Below are 19298 nucleotides of genomic sequence, written 5' to 3' on the forward strand. Positions count from 1 at the left end.
CAAAGCGCCCGTCTGGCGCCTGCCAGCGAATGGCCGGCTCATCTCTTGATTACAAAAACCGGTTATTTGCGCGAGAAATGCACGACCAGTCGATCACCGACCATCTGCAGCACTTGCACCAGTATCAGCAGCAACACCACGGTGACGATCATCACGTCAGTCTGGAAACGCTGATAGCCGAAACGGATCGCCAGGTCACCCAGACCACCGGCACCGACCACACCGGCCATCGCCGTGTAGGACACCAGTGTAATCGCCGTCACCGTAATCGCCGCGAAGATGCCCGGACGGGCTTCCGGCAGCAGAGCGTTGATGATGATCTGCCGCGTGGTCGCGCCCATCGACTGGGTCGCTTCGATGATGCCGCGATCGACTTCACGCAGCGCGGTTTCCACCAGACGCGCAAAGAACGGCGTCGCACCCACAACCAATGGCGGAATCGCACCGGCCACGCCCAGCGACGTGCCGGTGATCAGCACGGTGAACGGGATCATCACGATCAACAGAATAATGAACGGCAGCGAACGCAGGATGTTCACCGCCAGCGACATGAACGCGTAGAGGCCACGGTTTTCCAGCAACTGACGCGGGCTGCAGAGGAACAGCAACACGCCCAGCGGCAGGCCGAGCAACACGGTGAACAGCAGCGAACCACCGAGCATCAGCATGGTGTCACCGGTGGCCAGCCAGATTTCGTACCAGTCGATATTGGTGAAGAAACTGATCAGGTCTTCCATTAGCGCAATACCTCCATGTGAACGTCAGCGGCGGTGAAGCGGGCGAAGGCCGCTTCCATGTCGCCACCGGTGACGGCGAGGGTCAATTGCCCGTACGGAATGTCTTTGATGCGGTCGATGCGACCGGCAAGGATGCTGTAGTCGACGCCGGTTTCCCGGGCGACGGTACCGAGCAGCGGCGCGTAGGTCGCTTCGCCCTGGAAGGTCAGACGCACGATGCGGCCCGGCACGTGAGCGAAGTCATCGCGCTGCTCGCTTTCGTCGATCTGCTCGCTTTCCTGAACAAAGCGTTTGGTGGTCGGGTGCTTCGGATGCAGGAACACATCGGCCACCGAACCTTGCTCGACGATTACGCCGGCATCCATCACCGCGACTTGATCGCAGACGCGACGGATGACATCCATCTCGTGGGTGATCAGGACGATGGTCAGTTTCAGTTCGCGGTTGATCTCGGCCAGCAATTGCAGAACCGACGCGGTGGTCTGCGGGTCGAGGGCACTGGTGGCCTCGTCGCACAGCAGAATCTTCGGCTTGGTCGCCAGGGCGCGGGCGATGCCGACGCGCTGCTTCTGGCCGCCGGACAATTGCGCCGGGTACTTCTTGGCGTGGTCAGACAGACCGACTCGCGCCAGCAACTCGGCAACGCGCTTGTCGATGTCACTGCTCGACAGTTCGCCGGCCAGGGTCAGCGGCAACGCAACGTTGTCGGCCACGGTCTTGGAGGCAAGCAGGTTGAAGTGCTGGAAGATCATCCCGACTTGCTGGCGGAAACGGCGCAGGCCGTTGGCATCCAGCGCGGTGACTTCTTCGCCGTCGACGTAGATCTTGCCGCCACTGGAGTCTTCCAGGCGATTGATCAGACGCAGCAGGGTACTTTTGCCCGCACCGGAATGGCCGATCAGGCCGAACACCTGCCCGTTCTCGATAGAGAGACTGGTCGGGTGCAGCGCGGGAATGTCCTTACCGGCGACGCGGTAAGTCTTATGGACGTTTTGAAACTCGATCACGTAGCGAACCTTGTGGGGCGCGTTAGAAAAGGATCAGCGGTTAGCCGGGCGCGCATTTTAGCCTGTCCGTATAGAGGTTCTTAGCATTTATTTCGCAATTAACCTTCGATTTGGCAATAACAAGATCAAAGGTCATAAAAAAGGAACGTCCAAAGCAGCCCATCAGTCACTAAGTAAGCGACTTGAAAACCCTGGGTACCGTGCCCGGGAACCACTCAAGAGTCCCCGGCCAGCATCGGGGTCAACCGAGGAGTTTACGACTGATGAGCAAGAAGCCTACGTCCGACAAAAGCCAGATGGCCGGAACCGATGCCCCGGATCGCGCCAACACCAACGCCAAACTCGACAGCCTGGAAAAGTTTCGCTCCGACGCCACCGGCCAGGCGCTGCGCACCAACCAGGGTGTGAAGATCGCCGACAACCAGAACACCCTCAAGGCCGGCCCGCGTGGGCCGTCGCTGCTTGAAGACTTCATCATGCGGGAAAAGATCACGCATTTTGACCATGAGCGGATCCCGGAGCGCATCGTTCACGCCCGCGGCACCGGCGCGCATGGTTTCTTTCAGGCGTACGAGAACCATTCGACGCTGACCAAGGCCGGTTTCCTACAGGATCCGGGGAAAAAGACCCCGGTGTTCGTGCGCTTTTCCACCGTGCAGGGCCCGCGTGGCTCCGGCGACACCGTGCGTGACGTGCGTGGTTTCGCGGTGAAGTTCTTCACCGATGAAGGCAACTTCGATCTGGTCGGCAACAACATGCCGGTGTTTTTCATCCAGGACGCGATCAAGTTTCCCGACTTCGTCCACGCGGTGAAACCCGAGCCGCACAATGAAATCCCTACCGGCGGCTCGGCCCACGACACTTTCTGGGATTTCGTGTCCTTGGTGCCGGAGTCCGCGCACATGGTCATCTGGGCGATGTCCGACCGGGCGATCCCGAAAAGCCTGCGCAGCATGCAGGGCTTCGGCGTGCACACCTTCCGCCTGATCAACGCCGAGGGTAAATCGCGCTTCGTCAAATTCCACTGGCGCCCCACTGCCGGCACGTGCTCGCTGGTCTGGGACGAGGCGCAGAAGCTCGCCGGTAAAGACACCGACTACCATCGTCGCGACCTCTGGGAAGCGATCGAGATGGGCGATTACCCGGAATGGGAACTCGGCGTACAGGTCATCGAGGAGGAAAACGAGCACGACTTCGATTTCGACATCCTCGACCCGACCAAGCTGATCCCAGAAGAAATCGTGCCGATCACGCCGCTCGGCAAAATGACCCTGAACCGCAACCCGGACAATTTCTTTGCCGAGACCGAGCAGGTCGCGTTCTGCCCTGGCCACATCGTGCCGGGCATCGACTTCTCCAATGACCCGCTGCTGCAAGGCCGACTGTTTTCCTACACCGATACGCAAATCAGCCGACTCGGTGGGCCGAACTTTCATGAGCTGCCGATCAACCGCCCGGTCGCACCGTTTCATAACGGCCAGCGTGATGCCCAGCACCGCTCGGTGATCGACAAGGGGCGCGCTTCGTATGAGCCGAACTCGATTGATGGCGGCTGGCCGAAAGAAACCCCGCCGGCCGCGCAGGACGGTGGTTTCGAAAGTTATCCAGAGCGCATTGATGCGAACAAGATCCGCCAGCGCAGTGAGTCGTTCAGCGATCACTTCTCCCAAGCGACTCTGTTTTTCAACAGCATGAGCGATCACGAGAAGGAGCACATCATTGCCGCTTACAGCTTCGAGCTGGGCAAGGTTGAGCGCGAGTTCATCCGTGCGCGGGAAGTGAACGAGATTCTGGCCAACATCGATCTGGAACTGGCCAAGCGCGTGGCGGCTAATCTGGGTCTGCCTGCGCCGAGCAAAGGCACGGTGGATGTGCGCAAGGTGTCATTCGATCACTCGCCAGCACTGAGCCAGGCGAATCTGCTGCCGGAAAACATCAAGACACGAAAAGTGGCGATTCTTGCTGCTAACGGCGTCGATGGTGCGGCGATTGATGCGATGAAGAAGGCATTGGCGGCTGAAGGTGCGCATGCCAAGTTGCTGGGGCCGACTTCGGCGCCGGTGAAAACTGCGGACGGAAAAATGTTGCCTGTGGATGCTTCGATGGAAGGCATGCCGTCGGTTATTTTCGATGCGGTGTTTGTGCCGGGCGGTGCGGCGTCGGTGAAGGCGTTGAGCGGTGACGGCGTGGCGTTGCATTACCTGCTGGAGGCGTACAAGCATTTGAAGGCGATTGCGTTGCACGGGGATGCCAAGCAGTTGCAGGATCTGCTGAAACTGGAAGCGGATGCCGGGTTGTTGCAGGGCAAGGATGTACCGGCGCTAACCAAGCCGTTCTTTACGGCGATCGGGCAGCATCGGGTTTGGGATCGCGAGCCTAAGGCCAAGGCCATTCCAGCTTAAGATTTTTGCTGGCTGAGAGGACGCTTTCGCGAGCAGGCTCGCTCCCACATTGGGATTTTCAGTGAACACAATTCCTGTGATCGACGAAAATCTACTGTGGGAGCGAGCCTGCTCGCGAAGCTTTTTAGGGTTTACGCGGGCTCAGAACCATCTGCGCCGGCACTGTGCGCACGATCTGCTTCTCAATCTTCAGATCAAAATCCGGGTTCAGCTTCTTTACCCGTTTGGTCAGCAACGTCGACAACCATGGATAGTCATTCGTCCGTGGTGCCTGAATGGTCACCCCACACTCATAATTCACCACATCAGCAGCGATCGCATCCAGTTGACGGCGAAGTTTGCGACTATCGGTGATATTCAACGCAACCGTGGTGCTCTCTGCAGTCGGATCGATCACCTTGGCTTTCGGCTTCGCCTCGGCGGCCAGCAAGGCTGCTTCGGCCTTTTCCAGCTCAGCCTTGCGCGCTTCGGTGATGGCGCCGTTGACGCCACCGGTCAGCGCCGGCGCTTTGGGCATCAGCACGCGGGCACGGCTCAATGCTGTGGCGGCGGCATTCACATCACCCTTCTGCAACACGATCTGGCTGCGACGCAGATACGCTTCGGCAAGCTGCCGCTGGTACTGCTCAAGGGACTGATCGTTTGGGGCGTCTTTCTGCAAAGCAGCCAATTGGTCTTCAGCGGTGGCCAGTTCGCTGCTGGCCAGGCTTTGCTCCAGCTGTGCGATGGCCGTAGCCCGCGCATCGGGGGCTTCAACCACCGGTGGGGTACTTTGGCAGGCGCCCAGCAGCACTGAAAATGCGACAAGGAGCAGATAACGGGAGGCGAACGGCTTCATTCCTGCGACTCTCTATTTGCGCAAAAAGCGGCCAAGTCTACACCCCACGACGGGGCAGAACAAAACTCAGCAGAAACAGTGCGGCCGCCGTCACAACGATTGACGGGCCTGCCGGGGTGTCCTTGAACCACGACAAGGCCAGCCCGCCACACACCGCGAGCATGCCCAGCAGGCTCGCGCCCAGTGCCATCTGCTCCGGCGAACGGGCGTGACGCTGTGCCGCAGCTGCCGGGATGATCAACAGTGAAGTAATCAGCAACACACCGACGATTTTCATCGCCACCGCGATCACCACCGCGATCAACAGCATCAGTGCCATGCGCAGGCCAGCGACCGGCAGGCCTTCGACTTTGGCCAACTCTTCGTGCACGGTAATCGCCAGCAATGGCCGCCACAGCGTCACCAGCAACACCAGCACCGCCGCGCTGCCGCCGAGGATCCACGCCAGATCAGTCGGGCTGATCGCCAGCAGGTCGCCGAACAGATAGGCCATCAGGTCGATCCGCACTTCATGCATGAAGCTTAGTACCACCAGACCGAGAGAGAGCGTGCTCGGTGCGAGAATTCCCAAAAGCGTGTCAGACGCCAGCGGTTGACGCTGTTGCAACGTGACCAGCAGCACCGCCAGCAACAGACAGCCTACGGTGACCGCAACGGTCGGGCTGACATCCAGCAAAAAGCCCAGCGCCACACCGAGCAGCGCGGCGTGGGACAAGGTATCGCCGAAATAAGCCATGCGCCGCCAGACCACGAACGAACCCAGCGGACCTGCAACGATCGCCAACGCCAGACCTGCAAGCAGGGCATACAACAGAAAATCAGCCATGCTTGCAGTTGTCTCCGTGAACGTGAGGCTGGCCAATGACCGGCCCTTTGACCACTGAACCGTGCAGGTCGTGAGCGTGGTCGTGATGATGGTGATAGACCGCCAGGCTCTGCGCGTTCTTGCCGAACAGCTCAACGAACGCCGGATCGCCACTGACCTGCTCGGGATGCCCGGAGCAGCAGACGTGACGGTTGAGGCAGACCACCTGATCGGTGGTGCTCATCACCAGATGCAAATCGTGGGACACCATCAACACGCCGCAACCATGGCGATCGCGCAGACGGGTGATCAGGCTGTACAACTCGGCTTGCCCGGCGACGTCGACGCCCTGCACCGGCTCGTCGAGCACCAGCAATTCCGGTTCGCGCAGCAGCGCCCGAGCGAGCAGTACGCGCTGCATTTCCCCCCCGGAAACGCTCTGCACCGGGCTGTCGATGACGTGTTCGGCGCCGACTTCTTTCAATGCCGCCAGCGCACGCGGACGGTCAACGCCCGGCACCAGCCGCAGAAAGCGCAGCACCGACAGCGGCAAGGTCGGATCGACGTGAAGTTTTTGCGGCATGTAGCCGACGCGCAGCTTCGGCTTGCGCCAGACGCTGCCGCTGTCTGGTTTCAACAGCCCGAGCACGGCGCGCACCAGCGTGGTCTTGCCAGCGCCGTTGGGACCGATCAGGGTGACGATCTGCCCCGGCTCGACACTCAGCTCGATGTTGTCCAGCACAGTCTGCCCGGCAAACGTGACGGCGACCTGCTCCAGACGGATCAGCGCATTGCTCATCAAGCCCCCTGGCAACCGGAGCACAGGCCGACGACTTCGACGGTCTGCGCTTCGACGATGAAACCAACGTCTTTGGCGCTGTTGATGATCGCGTCGCTGATCACTTTTTGCTCAAGTTCGATGGCAGCGTGACAGTCACGGCAGATCAGGAACTGGCCCTGATGCGCGTGTTCCGGGTGCACGCAGCCGACGAAGGCGTTGAGCGAAGAGATGCGATGCACCAGGCCGTTTTCCAGGAGGAAATCCAGCGCGCGGTACACGGTCGGCGGCGCGGCGCGGCGGCCGTCCTGCTCGCTCAGCACCGCGAGAATATCGTAGGCGCCCAATGGCTTGTGGCTCTGCCATACCAATTCCAGCACCCGGCGGCGCAACGCGGTCAGGCGCAAGCCTTTCTGGGCGCACAAGGTATCGGCCTCGGACAAAGCGCTGTGTACGCAATGAGAGTGGTCGTGGGGACGGCTGGCAATCGGTGTAATAGGCATGGGCGGCGACGAGTTTTGATAGAGACGTTATTATGTTACCCGTTCTCGCCTCCTTGAGTGGTCATCGTGTCCCGACTTTTTTCTGTTTTTGTGGCTTTTGTCGCCAGTTTTCTGCTGATCGGTTCGGCTCAGGCCGAGGTCAAAGTCCTCACCAGCATCAAACCGTTGCAGCTGATTGCAGCGGCCGTGCAGGACGGCGTGGCGGTTCCCGAAGTGCTGCTGCCGCCGGGTGCTTCGCCACACAATTACGCGCTGCGGCCATCCGACGTACGGAAGGTGCAGTCGGTGGATCTGCTCTACTGGATCGGCCCGGATATGGAAGGTTTCCTGCCGCGCGTGCTGAACGGTCGTACGCTGCCGAGCGTCGCCGTGCAGGATCTGCCAGGGATGAAACTGCGGCGTTTTGCCGAGGACAGCCATTCCCACACCGAAGACGCCGACGAGCATGATCACGATCACCGCCCGGGCACGCTGGATGCGCATTTGTGGTTATCGCCGGTGAATGCGCGGGTGATTGCCGACAAAATGGCCGCAGACCTCAGCGCCGCCGACCCGGCCAACGCCGCGCGCTATCAGAGCAACGCCAAGGCGTTCGACGAGCGTCTCGATGCACTGGATCAGCGTTTGAAGAAGCGTCTGGCCAGCGTTGAAGGCAAGCCGTACTTCGTCTTTCACGAGGCGTTTGATTATTTTGAAGAGGCTTATGGCCTGAAGCACACCGGCGTGTTCAGCGTTGCGGCGGAAGTGCAGCCGGGTGCGCAGCATGTTGCGGCGATGCGCAAGCGGTTGCAGGAAGTGGGCAAGACTTGCGTGTTCAGCGAGCCGCCGTTGCGCCCGCGTCTGGCCGAGACTTTGGTGGCCGGGCTGCCGGTGAAACTGGCTGAGCTGGATGCGTTGGGCGGGTACACCCCGGCGACGGCTCAGGGTTATGAGCAGGTTCTGGAAAAGCTCGGCAATGATCTGGCCGGGTGCCTGGAATCGTTGTAAGCCATAGAAAAAGATCGCAGCCTTCGGCAGCTCCTACAGGGGATTGATGTAAATCCTGTAGGAGATGCCGAAGGCTGCGATCTTTTGATCTTAAAGCGCGAAAGGCAAAGGTGTTTGCACCTGCTGCCGCTGCGCCAAGCGCTGCTCAAACTCCTGCGGATCGTGAATCAACACATCCTGCCCGGCGAACTGCTCCGCCGCGATCAATCGCGACAGCCAGAACCGCACACAGGCCACGCGCAGCATGGTCGGCCACAACTCGGCCTCCGCAGCCGTGAATGGCCGCAGCGCCGCGTAGGCGCCGAGAAACGCGCGGGCTCGCGGCCCATCGATCAAACCGTCCTCGTCCGAACACCAGTCATTCAAGGCAATCGCCACGTCATACAGCATCGGCCCCGAACAGGCGTTGTAGAAGTCGATCAGCCCGGTCAGGTGCGTGCCTTCGAACATCGCGTTATCGCGAAACAGGTCGGCATGAATATTCGCCCGCGGCAGCGCGAGAATCTTGTCTTTGCGCTCGGTGATTTCATCCAGCGCCTTTTGCAGCAGTGCACGCGGTTCATCGCTCAGGTGCGAAAGAAACTCCGTGCCCTCCTCCAGCATCCAGTCGAGGCCACGATCGGTCTTGCGCTTGATCATGCGCTCGCCCTGGGTCGCAAGGTGCAGATGCGCCTGCAATTCGCCAACCTGCGCGCAATGCTGAGCATTGGCGACTTTGATGTGCTTGCCGGACAGGCGCGGTTGCAACAGCGCCGGTTTGCCTTTCAGCTCACGCAACGCCACGCCGTCGGTGGTGCGCAGTGCATACGGCACCGGCAAGTCGGCTTCATGCAGCACGTCGAGCAGGTCGATGAAGAACGGCATCTCCTGCACCGGGCCGCGCTCAACCAGGGTCAGGACAAACTCGCCCTGCTCCAGGCTGATAAAGAAGTTGGTGTTTTCGCTGCCGGCGGCGATCCCCTGGAAATCAAGCAGACGGCCAAGCCCGTAAGGGGCGAGAAAGGTTTCCAGCTCGGGCCGAGCCAGGGGAGTGAACACAGACATGTTTTAACTGCCAGTACGGGCGCCGCCAATTGCGGCGCCGGGTGAATTAAAAATCTACTTCCATTCGAAAATCTTCCACGACGGAATCAGCATATCCGGCTGATCCGAGCGGATGAAGTTTGCATCCGTCCCGTCTGCACGCACCAGAAAGTAGGGTGGTGCGCCCTTCGGCGTGACTTTGATCGCGTACAGGAACCCGTTTTGACGGTACTCCTGAATCGTCTTGTCGCCTTCCGTGCGAATGGTGACTTCAGGATCTCCCGACGGCGCATCATCCGCCGCCATCGCGGCCAACGGTGAGGCAGCAATCAGACCGACCAGCAGCAAGCGATTTAACGTACGCATGATAACCTTGTCCCTTTGTCGTCAACGGTCCCGCTATTCTAGCGCCGGACCCGCCGAAAAGGTTGATCCTGCTCATGAGCCAAGCCCCCCTCGTCCTGGTGGACGGTTCGTCTTACCTGTACCGCGCGTTTCACGCGCTGCCACCACTGACCACTTCCAAAGGCCTGCCGACCGGTGCGGTCAAAGGCGTGCTGAACATGCTCAAGAGTCTGCGCAAGCAGTACCCGGACAGCCCGTTCGCCGTGGTGTTCGACGCCAAGGGCGGGACATTTCGCGATGAGATGTACGCCGAATACAAAGCCAATCGCCCGAGCATGCCCGACGACATGCGCGTGCAGATCGAGCCGCTGCACCAGAGCGTGATCGCCCTCGGCTTCCCGCTGCTGTGCGTCGAAGGCGTCGAGGCTGACGACGTGATCGGCACCCTCGCCCGCAGCAGCGCGGCGGCGGATCGCCCGGTGGTGATCTCCACCGGCGACAAGGACATGGCGCAACTGGTCGACGGCCACATTACCTTGGTCAACACCATGTCCGGTAGCTCGATGGACGTCGAAGGCGTGAAGGAGAAATTCGGCGTCGCACCGGAGCAGATCATCGATTATCTGGCGCTGATGGGCGATTCGTCCGACAACATTCCGGGCGTTCCGGGCATTGGCCCGAAGACCGCTTCCGGCCTGCTGGTCGGCGTCAACGGCGGCTTGACCGAGCTGTACGCCAATCTCGACATCGTCCCGACCCTGCCGATTCGCGGCGCGAAAACCCTGCCGGCCAAGCTTGAAGAGCACAAGGAGATGGCGTTCCTCTCCTATCAACTGGCGACCATCAAGGTCGATGTGCCGCTGGACGTCGAACTCGATGACTTGCAGATGGGCGCGGAAGACCCGGCCAAGCTCTACGAGCTGTACTCGCTGCTGGAATTCAAAAGCTGGATCAACGATCTGGATCGCGACGCCAAACGTCTGGAATTGAGCGCAGGCAGCGAGCCTGCGCCGGCTGGCGATCTGTTCAGCGCACCAGCAGAAGAAGCGCCTGCCGTTCCTGCTGAAGCCGCTTACGAAACCATCCTAGATCAGGCGCGCTTCGACGTCTGGCTGGAAAAACTCAACAACGCCAAACTGTTCGCCTTCGACACCGAAACCACCGGCATCGACGCGCAGCAGGCGCAACTGGTCGGCCTGTCGTTCGCCGTGCAGGCCAACGAAGCCGCGTATATTCCGCTGACCCACTCCTACATCGGCGTGCCGGAGCAGTTGGATCGCGACACCGTGCTGCGCGCGCTCAAGCCGATTCTCGAAGACCCGAGCAAGCTGAAGGTCGGCCAGCACGCCAAGTTCGACATGAACATTTTGGCCAACTGCGCCATCGGTGGCGACCAGAACAACGGCATCACCGTGCGCGGCATCGCCTTCGACACGATGCTTGAGTCCTACGTGCTCAACTCCACCGCGACCCGCCACGACATGGACAGCCTCGCGCAAAAGTACCTGGATCACACCACCGTGAGCTTCCAGGACATCGCCGGCAAAGGCGCCAAGCAGCTGACCTTCGACCAGATCGCGCTGGAGCAGGCCGGGCCGTACGCCGCCGAAGACGCCGACATCACCCTGCGTCTGCACCAGACGCTGTTCGAAAAACTCAGCGCGATCCCGAGTCTGGCCAGCGTTTTGACCGACATCGAGATTCCGTTGGTGCCGGTGCTGGCGCGCATCGAACGCCAAGGCGCGTTTGTCGACGCTGAGCTGCTCGGCATCCAGAGCATCGAGCTGGGCAACAAAATGGTTGCGCTGGAGCGCGAAGCCTTCGAAATCGCCGGGGAAGAATTCAACCTCGGCTCGCCGAAGCAACTGGGCGTGATTCTCTACGAGAAACTCGGCCTGCCGGTGCTGAAGAAGACCGCCAAAGGTCAGCCGTCCACTGCTGAAGAAGTGCTGGCGAAACTTGCTGAAGACGATCACCGCTTGCCGAAGGTGCTGATGGAGCACCGCTCGATGAGCAAGCTGAAAAGCACCTACACCGATCGCCTGCCAGAGCAGATAAACCCGCGCACCGGGCGTATTCACACCTCGTATCACCAGGCCGTAGCGTCGACCGGGCGCTTGTCTTCCAGCGATCCGAACCTGCAGAACATCCCGGTGCGCACCGCTGAAGGTCGACGCATCCGTCAGGCGTTTGTAGCGCCAAAGGGCTACAAACTGCTGGCGGCGGACTATTCGCAAATCGAACTGCGGATCATGGCGCACCTGTCCAAAGATGAAGGCCTGATGAACGCCTTCCGCAACAATCTGGACGTGCACACCGCCACCGCTGCCGAAGTGTTCAAGGTCGAACTCAACGAGGTGACTTCCGACCAGCGCCGTGGCGCCAAGGCGATCAACTTCGGCCTGATCTACGGCATGGGCGCGCAGAAACTCGGCAAGGACATCGGCGTAGACACCAAAACTGCCAAGGCTTACATCGACACCTACTTCGCCCGTTATCCGGGGGTTCGCGAGTACATGGATCGCACCCGCACGCAGGCGGCGGATCAGGGTTATGTCGAGACCTTCTTCGGTCGTCGCCTGTACCTGCCGGAAATCAACTCGAACAAGCCGCAGGAGCGCGCCGCCGCCGAACGCACGGCGATCAACGCGCCAATGCAAGGCACGGCCGCCGACATCATCAAGAAGGCCATGGTGGCTGTGGATAACTGGCTGGCGACGTCCGGACTGGACGCCAAAGTCATCCTGCAGGTACACGATGAATTGGTGCTGGAGGTTCGCGAGGATCTGGTCGAACAGGTCAGCGCCGAGATTCGCGTGCACATGAGCGAAGCGGCGAAGCTGGATGTGCCACTGCTGGTCGAAGTGGGTGTGGGCAACAATTGGGATGAGGCTCACTGAGCCATTTGAATACGGTTTTGCCGCGACATGACGTCGCGGCAGCCCCGGAAAATCTGCTTATTTCGAAAAGCGCTTGGGATTATTCCAAAGCTTTTTGAAAAAAATCTGAACTAATCTGGAAGGACACTACTCAGAGATACTGAATGGCTGGTGAAGCCCTTCGATGCTCCTATGTTGTGTTAAGTGTTGGCAGATATCTGAACCCCGCCCTAGCGGTTCGGAACTTAAACCCCGGAATTTCTCCCTCCCCAATGAAATCCGGGGCTTTTTTTGCCCAAAAATCGGCTGTAGCGCGGCCATGCTGCGTTAAAGGCGCTACTCAAAATGCTCATTTAGGTCCCCTAAACTCCGCTTTTGAGCATCACCTTTGCCTTGCCTGACCACACTACAACCAATTTTTCCCAATCCCGACTTACTCGGCTGCCGCCTCGGCGCCTTTGTCTGCCAGTTCCATCCAGCCGGCCAGTACAGTGTAGGCGTCTTCCAGGCCCATGCGTTTTGGTGCGGAGAACAGTTGGATGGTGACTTGATCGCCCCAGCCTTTGCGAATTTCCGACTGCACTTTGAGCAGGGTGTTTTTGGCTGCGCCGTAGGTCAGTTTGTCGGCCTTGGTCAGCAGGATGTGCATCGGCATGCTGGCCGCAACGGCCCAGTCGAGCATGAGCAGGTCGAAGTCGGTCATTGGATGACGGATGTCCATCATCAAAATCAAACCCTTCAAACTCTCGCGGCCACCGAGGTAAGCCTCAAGGTGACGCTGCCAGTGCATCTTCAGCGGGATCGGTACTTTTGCGTAACCATAGCCCGGCAGGTCGACCAGACGGCGATCTTCGTCTAGCTTGAAGAAGTTCAACAGCTGTGTGCGACCCGGAGTTTTCGAGGTGCGCGCCAGGCTGGCGTGAGTCAAAGTGTTCAGCGCGCTGGATTTGCCGGCGTTGGAACGACCGGCAAACGCTACTTCGAAGCCTTCGTCGTCAGGGCATTGATCGACTTTGGCGGCACTGAGCATGAACGTGGACTGTTGGCACAGGCCGAGGATGGGATTCTTGAGTTGCATGGGATTTCCGATGTGGGCGGCGCCGGGATTGGGCGCGGAACGCGGTGTCGCTTCCGTTTCAGTGACGCCAGTATATAATGCCGCAGATTTTGTGTGTGCTTTGTCCCAGCGAAGGATGAAGTTCACGAGAGCGACAGACTTTGATTGCGCATTAGAACGCAGAACGCTCTCAACCCTGAAAAGGTCGTTTTATGACGAAATGGCTGCTGGCTGCCGGAGTCTTGATGCCGCTTTACAGCGCACAGGCTACACAGGATCCGGAAGCTGTGTACAACCGTGTTTGTGGTGCCTGTCATTCCGGCCAACTACCCATGGCGCCCAAAAGAGGCGATCAGGAAGCTTGGACGCCGAGGTTGGCGAAAGGTATGGGGACGCTGGTGCAACACGTGACCCAGGGTTTCAAGGCGATGCCGCCGCGTGGTTTGTGCATGGACTGCAGTGCCGAGGATTACCAAGCCATCATCCTTTGGATGAGCGAGTAAACCCGGTCCATAACTTAACCCTTAGCCGTAGTTGGATTAGCTGATGAACAAATTGATCGTGAGTCTGCTGTTGACCGTGGGAATCTCAGGCTTCGCCCATGCTGCCGGTGATGCCGCAGCGGGCCAGGCAAAAGCCGCCGTTTGCGGAGCCTGCCATGGCCCGGACGGCAACAGCATGGCGCCAAACTTTCCGAAACTGGCAGGTCAAGGTGAACGGTACCTGACCAAGCAACTGCACGACATCAAGTCGGGCAAGCGCACCGTTCTGGAAATGACCGGCCTGCTGACCAACCTGAGCGATCAGGATCTGGCCGACATCGCCGCCTACTTCGCCACCCAGAAGGGCAGTGTCGGCGCCGCCGATCCGAAGATCGTTGCACGCGGTGAGGCCCTGTTCCGTGGCGGCAACCTGGCCAAGGGCCTGCCAGCTTGCACCGGCTGCCACTCACCGAACGGCGCCGGCAACGCGGCTGCCGGCTTTCCGCACCTGGGTGGCCAACACGCTCAATACATCGCCAAGCAGCTGACCGATTTCCGCAAGGAAGAAGGTGGCCGCACCAACGACGGCGACACCATGACCATGCAGACCATCGCCAAGCGCCTCAGCGACGAAGATATTGCGGCGGTCTCCAGCTACATTCAGGGTTTGCACTAAGCGCGCCGGATCGGGCGTTGAGCGAGGCTGAAGATCAAAAGATCGCAGCCTTCGGCAGCTCCTACAGGGGTGTTGCGTGATTCAATGCAGGAGTTGATATCTCCGGCAATGTTAACGCTCGATTAATCCGTCGCAGCAAGTATAAAAAGGGTGGCTTTGGCCGCCCTTTTTTGTGGCCGCTGCCGTTACACTACAGAACTCATGCCCGCCAGGATCTGTCTGAAAACAGGTCGCGCGAGGCGACCAAAATTGTCCAGGAGTAAAGCATGCGTAATCTGATCATCAGCGCCGCTCTCGTCGCTGCCAGCCTGTTCGGCGTGACCGCTCAAGCCGCCGAAGCCCCTGCCGCCCCTTACGTGGAACTGGCCAACCCGGTTCCGGTTGCAGAGCCTGGCAAGATCGAAGTGGTCGAGCTGTTCTGGTACGGCTGCCCGCACTGCTACGCTTTTGAGCCCGTGATCAACCCTTGGGTTGAGAAACTGCCCTCCGACGTCAACTTCGTGCGCATCCCTGCCATGTTCGGTGGCCCGTGGGATGCTCACGGCCAGATGTTCCTGACCCTCGAAGCCATGGGTGTCGAGCACAAGGTTCACAACGCCGTTTTCGAAGCAATCCAGAAACAACACAAGAAGCTGACCGACAAGAACGACATGGCTGACTTCCTCGCCACCCAGGGCGTAGACAAGGACAAATTCCTCGCCACGTTCGACTCGTTCGCCATCAAAGGTCAGATCGTAAAAGCTCGCGAACTGGCCAAGAAGTATGAAATCACTGGCGTGCCAACCATGATCGTCAATGGCAAGTACCGCTTTGACATCGGCTCCGCCGGTGGTGCCGAACAAGCGCTGCAACTGGCTGACCAACTGGTCGCCAAAGAGCGAGCGGCAACCAAGGCTGCTGCCAACTAAGCGCGGCTACCGCCATGCGCCGCTGGAAGTCTGAACGCATCGTTGGCCTGCATGATCCGCAGGTCAACGAGCATCACCTGGAGTCCACGGGCCTGCCCGCAGACCAGCGTTTGCGTCTGCTCAGTTTCAATATCCAGGTCGGCATCAGCACCGAGCGCTATCGGCATTACCTGACCCGTAGCTGGCAGCACCTGCTGCCGCACAACGGCCGTTCAGGCAACCTGCAAAAGATCGGTGACTTGCTCGGCGACTTCGATCTGGTCGCTCTGCAGGAAGCCGATGGCGGCAGCTTGCGTTCGGGCTACGTCAATCAGGTGGAACATCTGGCCCAACTCGGCGCCTTCCCTTACTGGTATCAACAACTCAATCGCAACCTCGGCCGACTCGCTCAGCACAGCAATGGCGTGCTCAGTCGCCTGAAACCGTCGGCGATCGAAGATCACCCGCTGCCCGGCCCGAAAGGTCGCGGGGCGATTCTGCTGCGTTTCGGCGAAGGCCCGGAAGCGTTGGTGGTGGTAATGATGCACCTGGCCCTTGGTGCGCGAACACGCAGCCTGCAACTGGCCTATATTCGTGAGCTGATCGGTGGTTATAAACACCAGGTGTTGATGGGCGACATGAACACCCACGCCAGCGATCTGCTACAACACTCTCCGTTACGCGATCTCGGCCTACTGGCCCCGCAGGTGGAAGCGACTTTCCCCAGCTGGCGTCCTCAACGTTGCCTTGATCATATTTTGCTCAGCCCGACCCTGACCCTGGAAAAGGTCGAAGTGCTGGCCCAACCGATTTCCGATCACCTGCCGGTCGCGGTAGAGATTCGTCTGCCGGGTTCGCTCACGGCCGATGCATTGCCCGCGTTGAGTCCTGCCCCTCGCGGAACCCCTGAATGAGCGACGACGCCCAGCGCTGGAAAGAGAAGTACCTCAAAAGCATCGAACAGCAGGACAAACTCGAACGCCGCTGGGCCGCCAGGCTCGACTTGCTGCGTCGCGGTCTGGTGCGCAGCACACTGGCGGCTGAAGGTACCGACAAGGTCGTTGATCAGTGCATGAAAGAGATGCGCGACGTGGTGCGCACCGACGACATGGACGCCGGCCTGGCCGCCCTTTTGCCGCGCCTGGAAAAAGCCGTGCTCGATTCCGAGCAGCGCCGCGAAACCCGCATTGATCAAGTCAGCAGCGCGCTGACATCGCTGGTCACGCAGTTGCAGGCTTTGCCGCTGCCACGTGAAGTCGCCCAGCCCTTGAAGAAGTTCGCCAAACAACTGGATGGCCGCGTCGGCTCGGCGCGGGAAATGCCGCTGCTGCTGAGTGAGCTCAGTGGTTTGCAGGGCAAGGCGTTGAGTCAGTTGGACACCCCGGCAGAGCCGGGTCGCCCGGGTCTGTTGCAACGTTTGTTCGGTAGCCGCGACAGCGAAGAAGCGCCAGCAACGGAATCACCCGCGCCGCTTCAAGCCACGCCGCCACTGCAACCACTTGACCCGCCGGCACCCAAGTCAGAGGCCGCACAGCCCGCCCCAGTCGCAGCGATTGAAGCCGTGACGGTAGCTCCCACCATCGATCCGCCTACGCCCGTCGAAACAACGACGCCAGCCACCCAGGCTCATTTGGAACCGGAACCGGCAGAGGTGGTTAACTTTGTACCACCCACGGTCGTCAGCAAAGTCAGCAGCCATCCGGTCGAACCGCAGGCTGAGCACATCAAGCTTGAGCCTGTTTTCACCCCGGCTCCTGCTCAGAATGAAATCGCGCCTGCCGCCATCAATCCCGATGAACTGATCCACCCCGGCGATCCGACTCCACTGATCCTCGACAGCTTGCCACTGCCCGAGCCAATTGCCCTGGCGCTGGCCGCCATCGACCCGGAGCAGCCCGAGCACGACATCCTGTTCGCCCTGCCAGACACCCCCGAGCCATCCTATAGCTCCGTGGCCAAACACATCGAAGACACCCTGATCGGGCTGCTCGACGACCTGACTCTGCCTGAACGTCACCGTCCACAAGCCGAAGCCATGCGTGAACGGCTCAAACACGGTTTGAACTGGTACGAATTGATCCCGATCCTCGACGATCTTGCGACGTTGATGCTGGCGATCACCGACAGCGGTCAGCACGAATTCGAAGCCTATCTGCAACAGCTCAACGAACGCCTCGAAGCATTCCAGAGCAACCTGCAAGCGGCCAGCGAAGGCCATGCCGACAACAGCTCGGCGGCGCGGGCAATGGACACGCAGATCCGCGAGCAAGTCGACGGCCTGCAGACCAGCGTGCAGGAAGCAGCGGATCTGGAAGACCTCAAGCACGTGCTGGAGAACCATCTCGAAGGCCTGCTCGGCACCATGGATCAGCACCAGAAGCAGCGCGACGCCCGCGAGCAGGAAGTCGCCACGCGGCTGACAAGCCTGTCAGAGCGCGTAGCGCATATGGAACAGGAAGCCCAAGGTTTCCGCGAACATCTTGAAGTACAAAGACAGAAAGCCTTGATCGATCCGCTCACCGGCCTGCCCAATCGCGCCGCGTGGAGCGAACGCCTCGAGCACGAAATCCAGCAGTGGCAACAACACGGCAACACCCTGAGCCTGGCCATGCTCGACCTCGATCACTTCAAACGGATCAACGACAACTACGGCCATCTGGCCGGCGACAAGGTGCTGAAAATCATCGCCACCGTGTTGCGCAAACGCCTGCGCGGCTCGGACTTCATTGCCCGTTTCGGCGGGGAAGAGTTCGTTCTGTTGATGCCGGCAACGCCGCCGGCAGTAGGCGCCAAACTGCTGGAGGCCCTGCGCGCAGCGATCGAAGCTTGCCCGTTTCACTTCAAGGGCGAGCGGGTGACGATCACCATTTCCATGGGACTGGCATCATTCCGCGCTGGAGAGCACAGCGATCTGGTACTGAAAAGAGCCGATCAGGCGCTATACCGCGCTAAAAATGCAGGACGCAATCGGGTCGAGCTGGGCTGAGCAAATTGTTCCATTTTGTTTAAATCCGCCCACTGGCCGTCGAGACGCAAGGCAGTACGTTACACTGTTGCATTACTGTCTTGCGTGTACTGCCTTCTGCCATGAAATTCTTTGCCCTCCTCGCTTCGCTGCTCGTTCTGGCCGCTTGTTCCAGCAGCCCGCGTTACGACATCAGCCATCCTTCGGCCAATTACGACAGCCGTATCCAGTTCGTGATCGTGCATTACACGTCGGCCTCGCTGGAGCGCTCTCTGCAATTGCTGACCCACGGCGAGGTCAGCAGCCATTACCTGATCGGCGACGACAAGGGCGGCACCGTCTATAAACTGATGGATGAGAACCAGCGCGCCTGGCATGCCGGCGAAAGCCAATGGCAGGGCCGTACCTGGCTCAACTCCAGCTCGATCGGCATTGAAATCGTCAATCCAGGCTTCAAAGACACGCCGACCGGGCGTCTGTGGTATCCGTACAGCGAAGCGCAGATCCAATCGTTGATCGTCCTGCTCAAGGACATCAGCAAGCGCAACGGCGTCAGCCCGCGGCACATCATCGGCCACAGCGACATCGCACCACTGCGCAAACTCGATCCGGGCCCATTGTTCCCGTGGAAGCGCCTCGCTGCCGAAGGCCTGGGCATATGGCCGAACGAACAGGCGGTTGCGCGTCAGCAGATGCTGTTCAACAGCAGCGAGCTGCCAAGCATCAGCTGGTTCCAGGCGCAATTGGCGCACTTGGGTTATGACACACCACAGACCGGCGAGCTGGACGTCGCCACGCGCCATGTCCTCGCCGCGTTCCAGATGCACTTCCGGCCCTCGCGCTTCGACGGCACGCCGGATGCGCAAACGGCAGCGTTGTTGCTGGTACTTAACCAGACAAAATAATGACGCCCGCCCGACGGTTAGG

18 protein-coding genes are annotated in these 19298 nt (G+C 60.0%); 9 read left to right on the forward strand and 9 right to left on the reverse strand.

Annotation, left to right across the window (positions count from 1 at the left end):
* Nucleotides 1–62 precede the first annotated feature (62 nt).
* Both ACI514_RS24970 and ACI514_RS24975 read right to left on the reverse strand, forming a co-directional pair.
* Nucleotides 63–737, reverse strand: a complete 675-nt coding sequence (locus ACI514_RS24970; protein WP_160054515.1) for a methionine ABC transporter permease — start codon at nt 735–737, stop codon at nt 63–65.
* Entirely contained in the window at nt 737–1744 is a 1008-nt protein-coding gene (locus ACI514_RS24975; protein ID WP_405122579.1) for a methionine ABC transporter ATP-binding protein, read from the reverse strand. Before ACI514_RS24975 ends, ACI514_RS24970 begins: the two co-directional genes overlap by 1 nt.
* Before the next feature lie 260 nt (nt 1745–2004).
* Between ACI514_RS24975 and katE the strand changes: the two genes are divergently transcribed.
* A complete protein-coding gene (gene katE / locus ACI514_RS24980; protein ID WP_405124244.1) occupies nt 2005–4146 on the forward strand; it encodes a catalase HPII in 2142 nt (713 codons plus the stop codon).
* 124 nt (nt 4147–4270) lie between these two features.
* Here the strand turns inward: katE and ACI514_RS24985 are convergent, their stop codons facing one another.
* Genes ACI514_RS24985 through ACI514_RS25000 form a run of 4 tightly spaced genes read right to left on the reverse strand, consistent with a single transcriptional unit; the run spans nt 4271 to nt 7070 of the window.
* Complete coding sequence (locus ACI514_RS24985; protein WP_160054511.1) at nt 4271–4984, reverse strand: PA5502 family lipoprotein; 714 nt, start codon at nt 4982–4984, stop codon at nt 4271–4273.
* Nucleotides 4985–5021: 37 nt separating this feature from the next.
* A complete protein-coding gene (znuB, locus tag ACI514_RS24990) occupies nt 5022–5810 on the reverse strand; it encodes a zinc ABC transporter permease subunit ZnuB (protein ID WP_007911758.1) in 789 nt (262 codons plus the stop codon).
* Complete coding sequence (gene znuC / locus ACI514_RS24995; protein ID WP_008081224.1) at nt 5803–6588, reverse strand: zinc ABC transporter ATP-binding protein ZnuC; 786 nt, start codon at nt 6586–6588, stop codon at nt 5803–5805. Before znuC ends, znuB begins: the two co-directional genes overlap by 8 nt.
* Nucleotides 6588–7070: a Fur family transcriptional regulator gene (locus ACI514_RS25000; protein ID WP_007911760.1), complete on the reverse strand. Its 483-nt coding sequence runs from the start codon at nt 7068–7070 to the stop codon at nt 6588–6590. Before ACI514_RS25000 ends, znuC begins: the two co-directional genes overlap by 1 nt.
* Nucleotides 7071–7136: 66 nt before the next feature.
* Between ACI514_RS25000 and znuA the strand changes: the two genes are divergently transcribed.
* Nucleotides 7137–8057 (forward strand): zinc ABC transporter substrate-binding protein ZnuA, encoded by a 921-nt coding sequence (gene znuA, locus ACI514_RS25005; protein ID WP_174244423.1) that lies wholly within the window; start codon nt 7137–7139, stop codon nt 8055–8057.
* Nucleotides 8058–8147: 90 nt separating this feature from the next.
* Here znuA and ACI514_RS25010 read toward each other — a convergent pair whose 3' ends face one another.
* A complete protein-coding gene (locus ACI514_RS25010) occupies nt 8148–9101 on the reverse strand; it encodes a homoserine kinase (protein ID WP_405122580.1) in 954 nt (317 codons plus the stop codon).
* Nucleotides 9102–9155: 54 nt separating this feature from the next.
* Nucleotides 9156–9446: a DUF2782 domain-containing protein gene (locus tag ACI514_RS25015; protein WP_064389732.1), complete on the reverse strand. Its 291-nt coding sequence runs from the start codon at nt 9444–9446 to the stop codon at nt 9156–9158.
* A gap of 74 nt (nt 9447–9520) precedes the next feature.
* Here ACI514_RS25015 and polA point away from each other — a divergent pair, with 74 nt between their 5' ends.
* Complete coding sequence (gene polA / locus ACI514_RS25020) at nt 9521–12325, forward strand: DNA polymerase I (protein ID WP_405122581.1); 2805 nt, start codon at nt 9521–9523, stop codon at nt 12323–12325.
* A 412-nt stretch (nt 12326–12737) separates the two neighbouring features.
* Here the strand turns inward: polA and yihA are convergent, their stop codons facing one another.
* Complete coding sequence (gene yihA / locus ACI514_RS25025) at nt 12738–13382, reverse strand: ribosome biogenesis GTP-binding protein YihA/YsxC (RefSeq protein ID WP_405122582.1); 645 nt, start codon at nt 13380–13382, stop codon at nt 12738–12740.
* 191 nt (nt 13383–13573) lie between these two features.
* Between yihA and ACI514_RS25030 the strand changes: the two genes are divergently transcribed.
* From ACI514_RS25030 to ACI514_RS25055, 6 genes are all read left to right on the forward strand, one after another.
* A complete protein-coding gene (locus tag ACI514_RS25030) occupies nt 13574–13864 on the forward strand; it encodes a cytochrome c5 family protein (protein WP_038365005.1) in 291 nt (96 codons plus the stop codon).
* Nucleotides 13865–13907: 43 nt separating this feature from the next.
* A complete protein-coding gene (locus ACI514_RS25035; protein ID WP_160054505.1) occupies nt 13908–14519 on the forward strand; it encodes a cytochrome c in 612 nt (203 codons plus the stop codon).
* A 266-nt stretch (nt 14520–14785) separates the two neighbouring features.
* On the forward strand, nt 14786–15427 hold the full coding sequence (locus ACI514_RS25040; RefSeq protein ID WP_160054503.1) for a thiol:disulfide interchange protein DsbA/DsbL: 642 nt from the start codon (nt 14786–14788) through the stop codon (nt 15425–15427).
* A gap of 14 nt (nt 15428–15441) precedes the next feature.
* Nucleotides 15442–16320: an endonuclease/exonuclease/phosphatase family protein gene (locus ACI514_RS25045; RefSeq protein WP_007911779.1), complete on the forward strand. Its 879-nt coding sequence runs from the start codon at nt 15442–15444 to the stop codon at nt 16318–16320.
* Nucleotides 16317–18392 (forward strand): diguanylate cyclase, encoded by a 2076-nt coding sequence (locus tag ACI514_RS25050; protein ID WP_405122583.1) that lies wholly within the window; start codon nt 16317–16319, stop codon nt 18390–18392. Before ACI514_RS25045 ends, ACI514_RS25050 begins: the two co-directional genes overlap by 4 nt.
* A 101-nt stretch (nt 18393–18493) precedes the next feature.
* Nucleotides 18494–19276 (forward strand): N-acetylmuramoyl-L-alanine amidase, encoded by a 783-nt coding sequence (locus tag ACI514_RS25055; protein ID WP_405122584.1) that lies wholly within the window; start codon nt 18494–18496, stop codon nt 19274–19276.
* The last annotated feature ends 22 nt before the right edge of the window (nt 19277–19298 follow it).

This window comes from Pseudomonas sp. M20 (genome assembly GCF_045037865.1).
Taxonomy (GTDB): domain Bacteria; phylum Pseudomonadota; class Gammaproteobacteria; order Pseudomonadales; family Pseudomonadaceae; genus Aquipseudomonas.

Bases quoted from the DNA above. Each gene is read 5' to 3' on its own strand.
- ACI514_RS24970 (WP_160054515.1), bottom strand. From the start codon at position 737: ATGGAAGACCTGATCAGTTTCTTCACCAATATCGACTGGTACGAAATC.
- ACI514_RS24985 (WP_160054511.1), bottom strand. From the start codon at position 4,984: ATGAAGCCGTTCGCCTCCCGTTATCTGCTCCTTGTCGCATTTTCAGTG.
- znuB (WP_007911758.1), bottom strand. From the start codon at position 5,810: ATGGCTGATTTTCTGTTGTATGCCCTGCTTGCAGGTCTGGCGTTGGCG.
- znuC (WP_008081224.1), bottom strand. From the start codon at position 6,588: ATGAGCAATGCGCTGATCCGTCTGGAGCAGGTCGCCGTCACGTTTGCC.
- ACI514_RS25000 (WP_007911760.1), bottom strand. From the start codon at position 7,070: ATGCCTATTACACCGATTGCCAGCCGTCCCCACGACCACTCTCATTGC.
- ACI514_RS25010 (WP_405122580.1), bottom strand. From the start codon at position 9,101: ATGTCTGTGTTCACTCCCCTGGCTCGGCCCGAGCTGGAAACCTTTCTC.
- ACI514_RS25015 (WP_064389732.1), bottom strand. From the start codon at position 9,446: ATGCGTACGTTAAATCGCTTGCTGCTGGTCGGTCTGATTGCTGCCTCA.
- polA (WP_405122581.1), top strand. From the start codon at position 9,521: ATGAGCCAAGCCCCCCTCGTCCTGGTGGACGGTTCGTCTTACCTGTAC.
- yihA (WP_405122582.1), bottom strand. From the start codon at position 13,382: ATGCAACTCAAGAATCCCATCCTCGGCCTGTGCCAACAGTCCACGTTC.
- ACI514_RS25030 (WP_038365005.1), top strand. From the start codon at position 13,574: ATGACGAAATGGCTGCTGGCTGCCGGAGTCTTGATGCCGCTTTACAGC.
- ACI514_RS25035 (WP_160054505.1), top strand. From the start codon at position 13,908: ATGAACAAATTGATCGTGAGTCTGCTGTTGACCGTGGGAATCTCAGGC.
- ACI514_RS25040 (WP_160054503.1), top strand. From the start codon at position 14,786: ATGCGTAATCTGATCATCAGCGCCGCTCTCGTCGCTGCCAGCCTGTTC.
- ACI514_RS25045 (WP_007911779.1), top strand. From the start codon at position 15,442: ATGCGCCGCTGGAAGTCTGAACGCATCGTTGGCCTGCATGATCCGCAG.
- ACI514_RS25050 (WP_405122583.1), top strand. From the start codon at position 16,317: ATGAGCGACGACGCCCAGCGCTGGAAAGAGAAGTACCTCAAAAGCATC.
- ACI514_RS25055 (WP_405122584.1), top strand. From the start codon at position 18,494: ATGAAATTCTTTGCCCTCCTCGCTTCGCTGCTCGTTCTGGCCGCTTGT.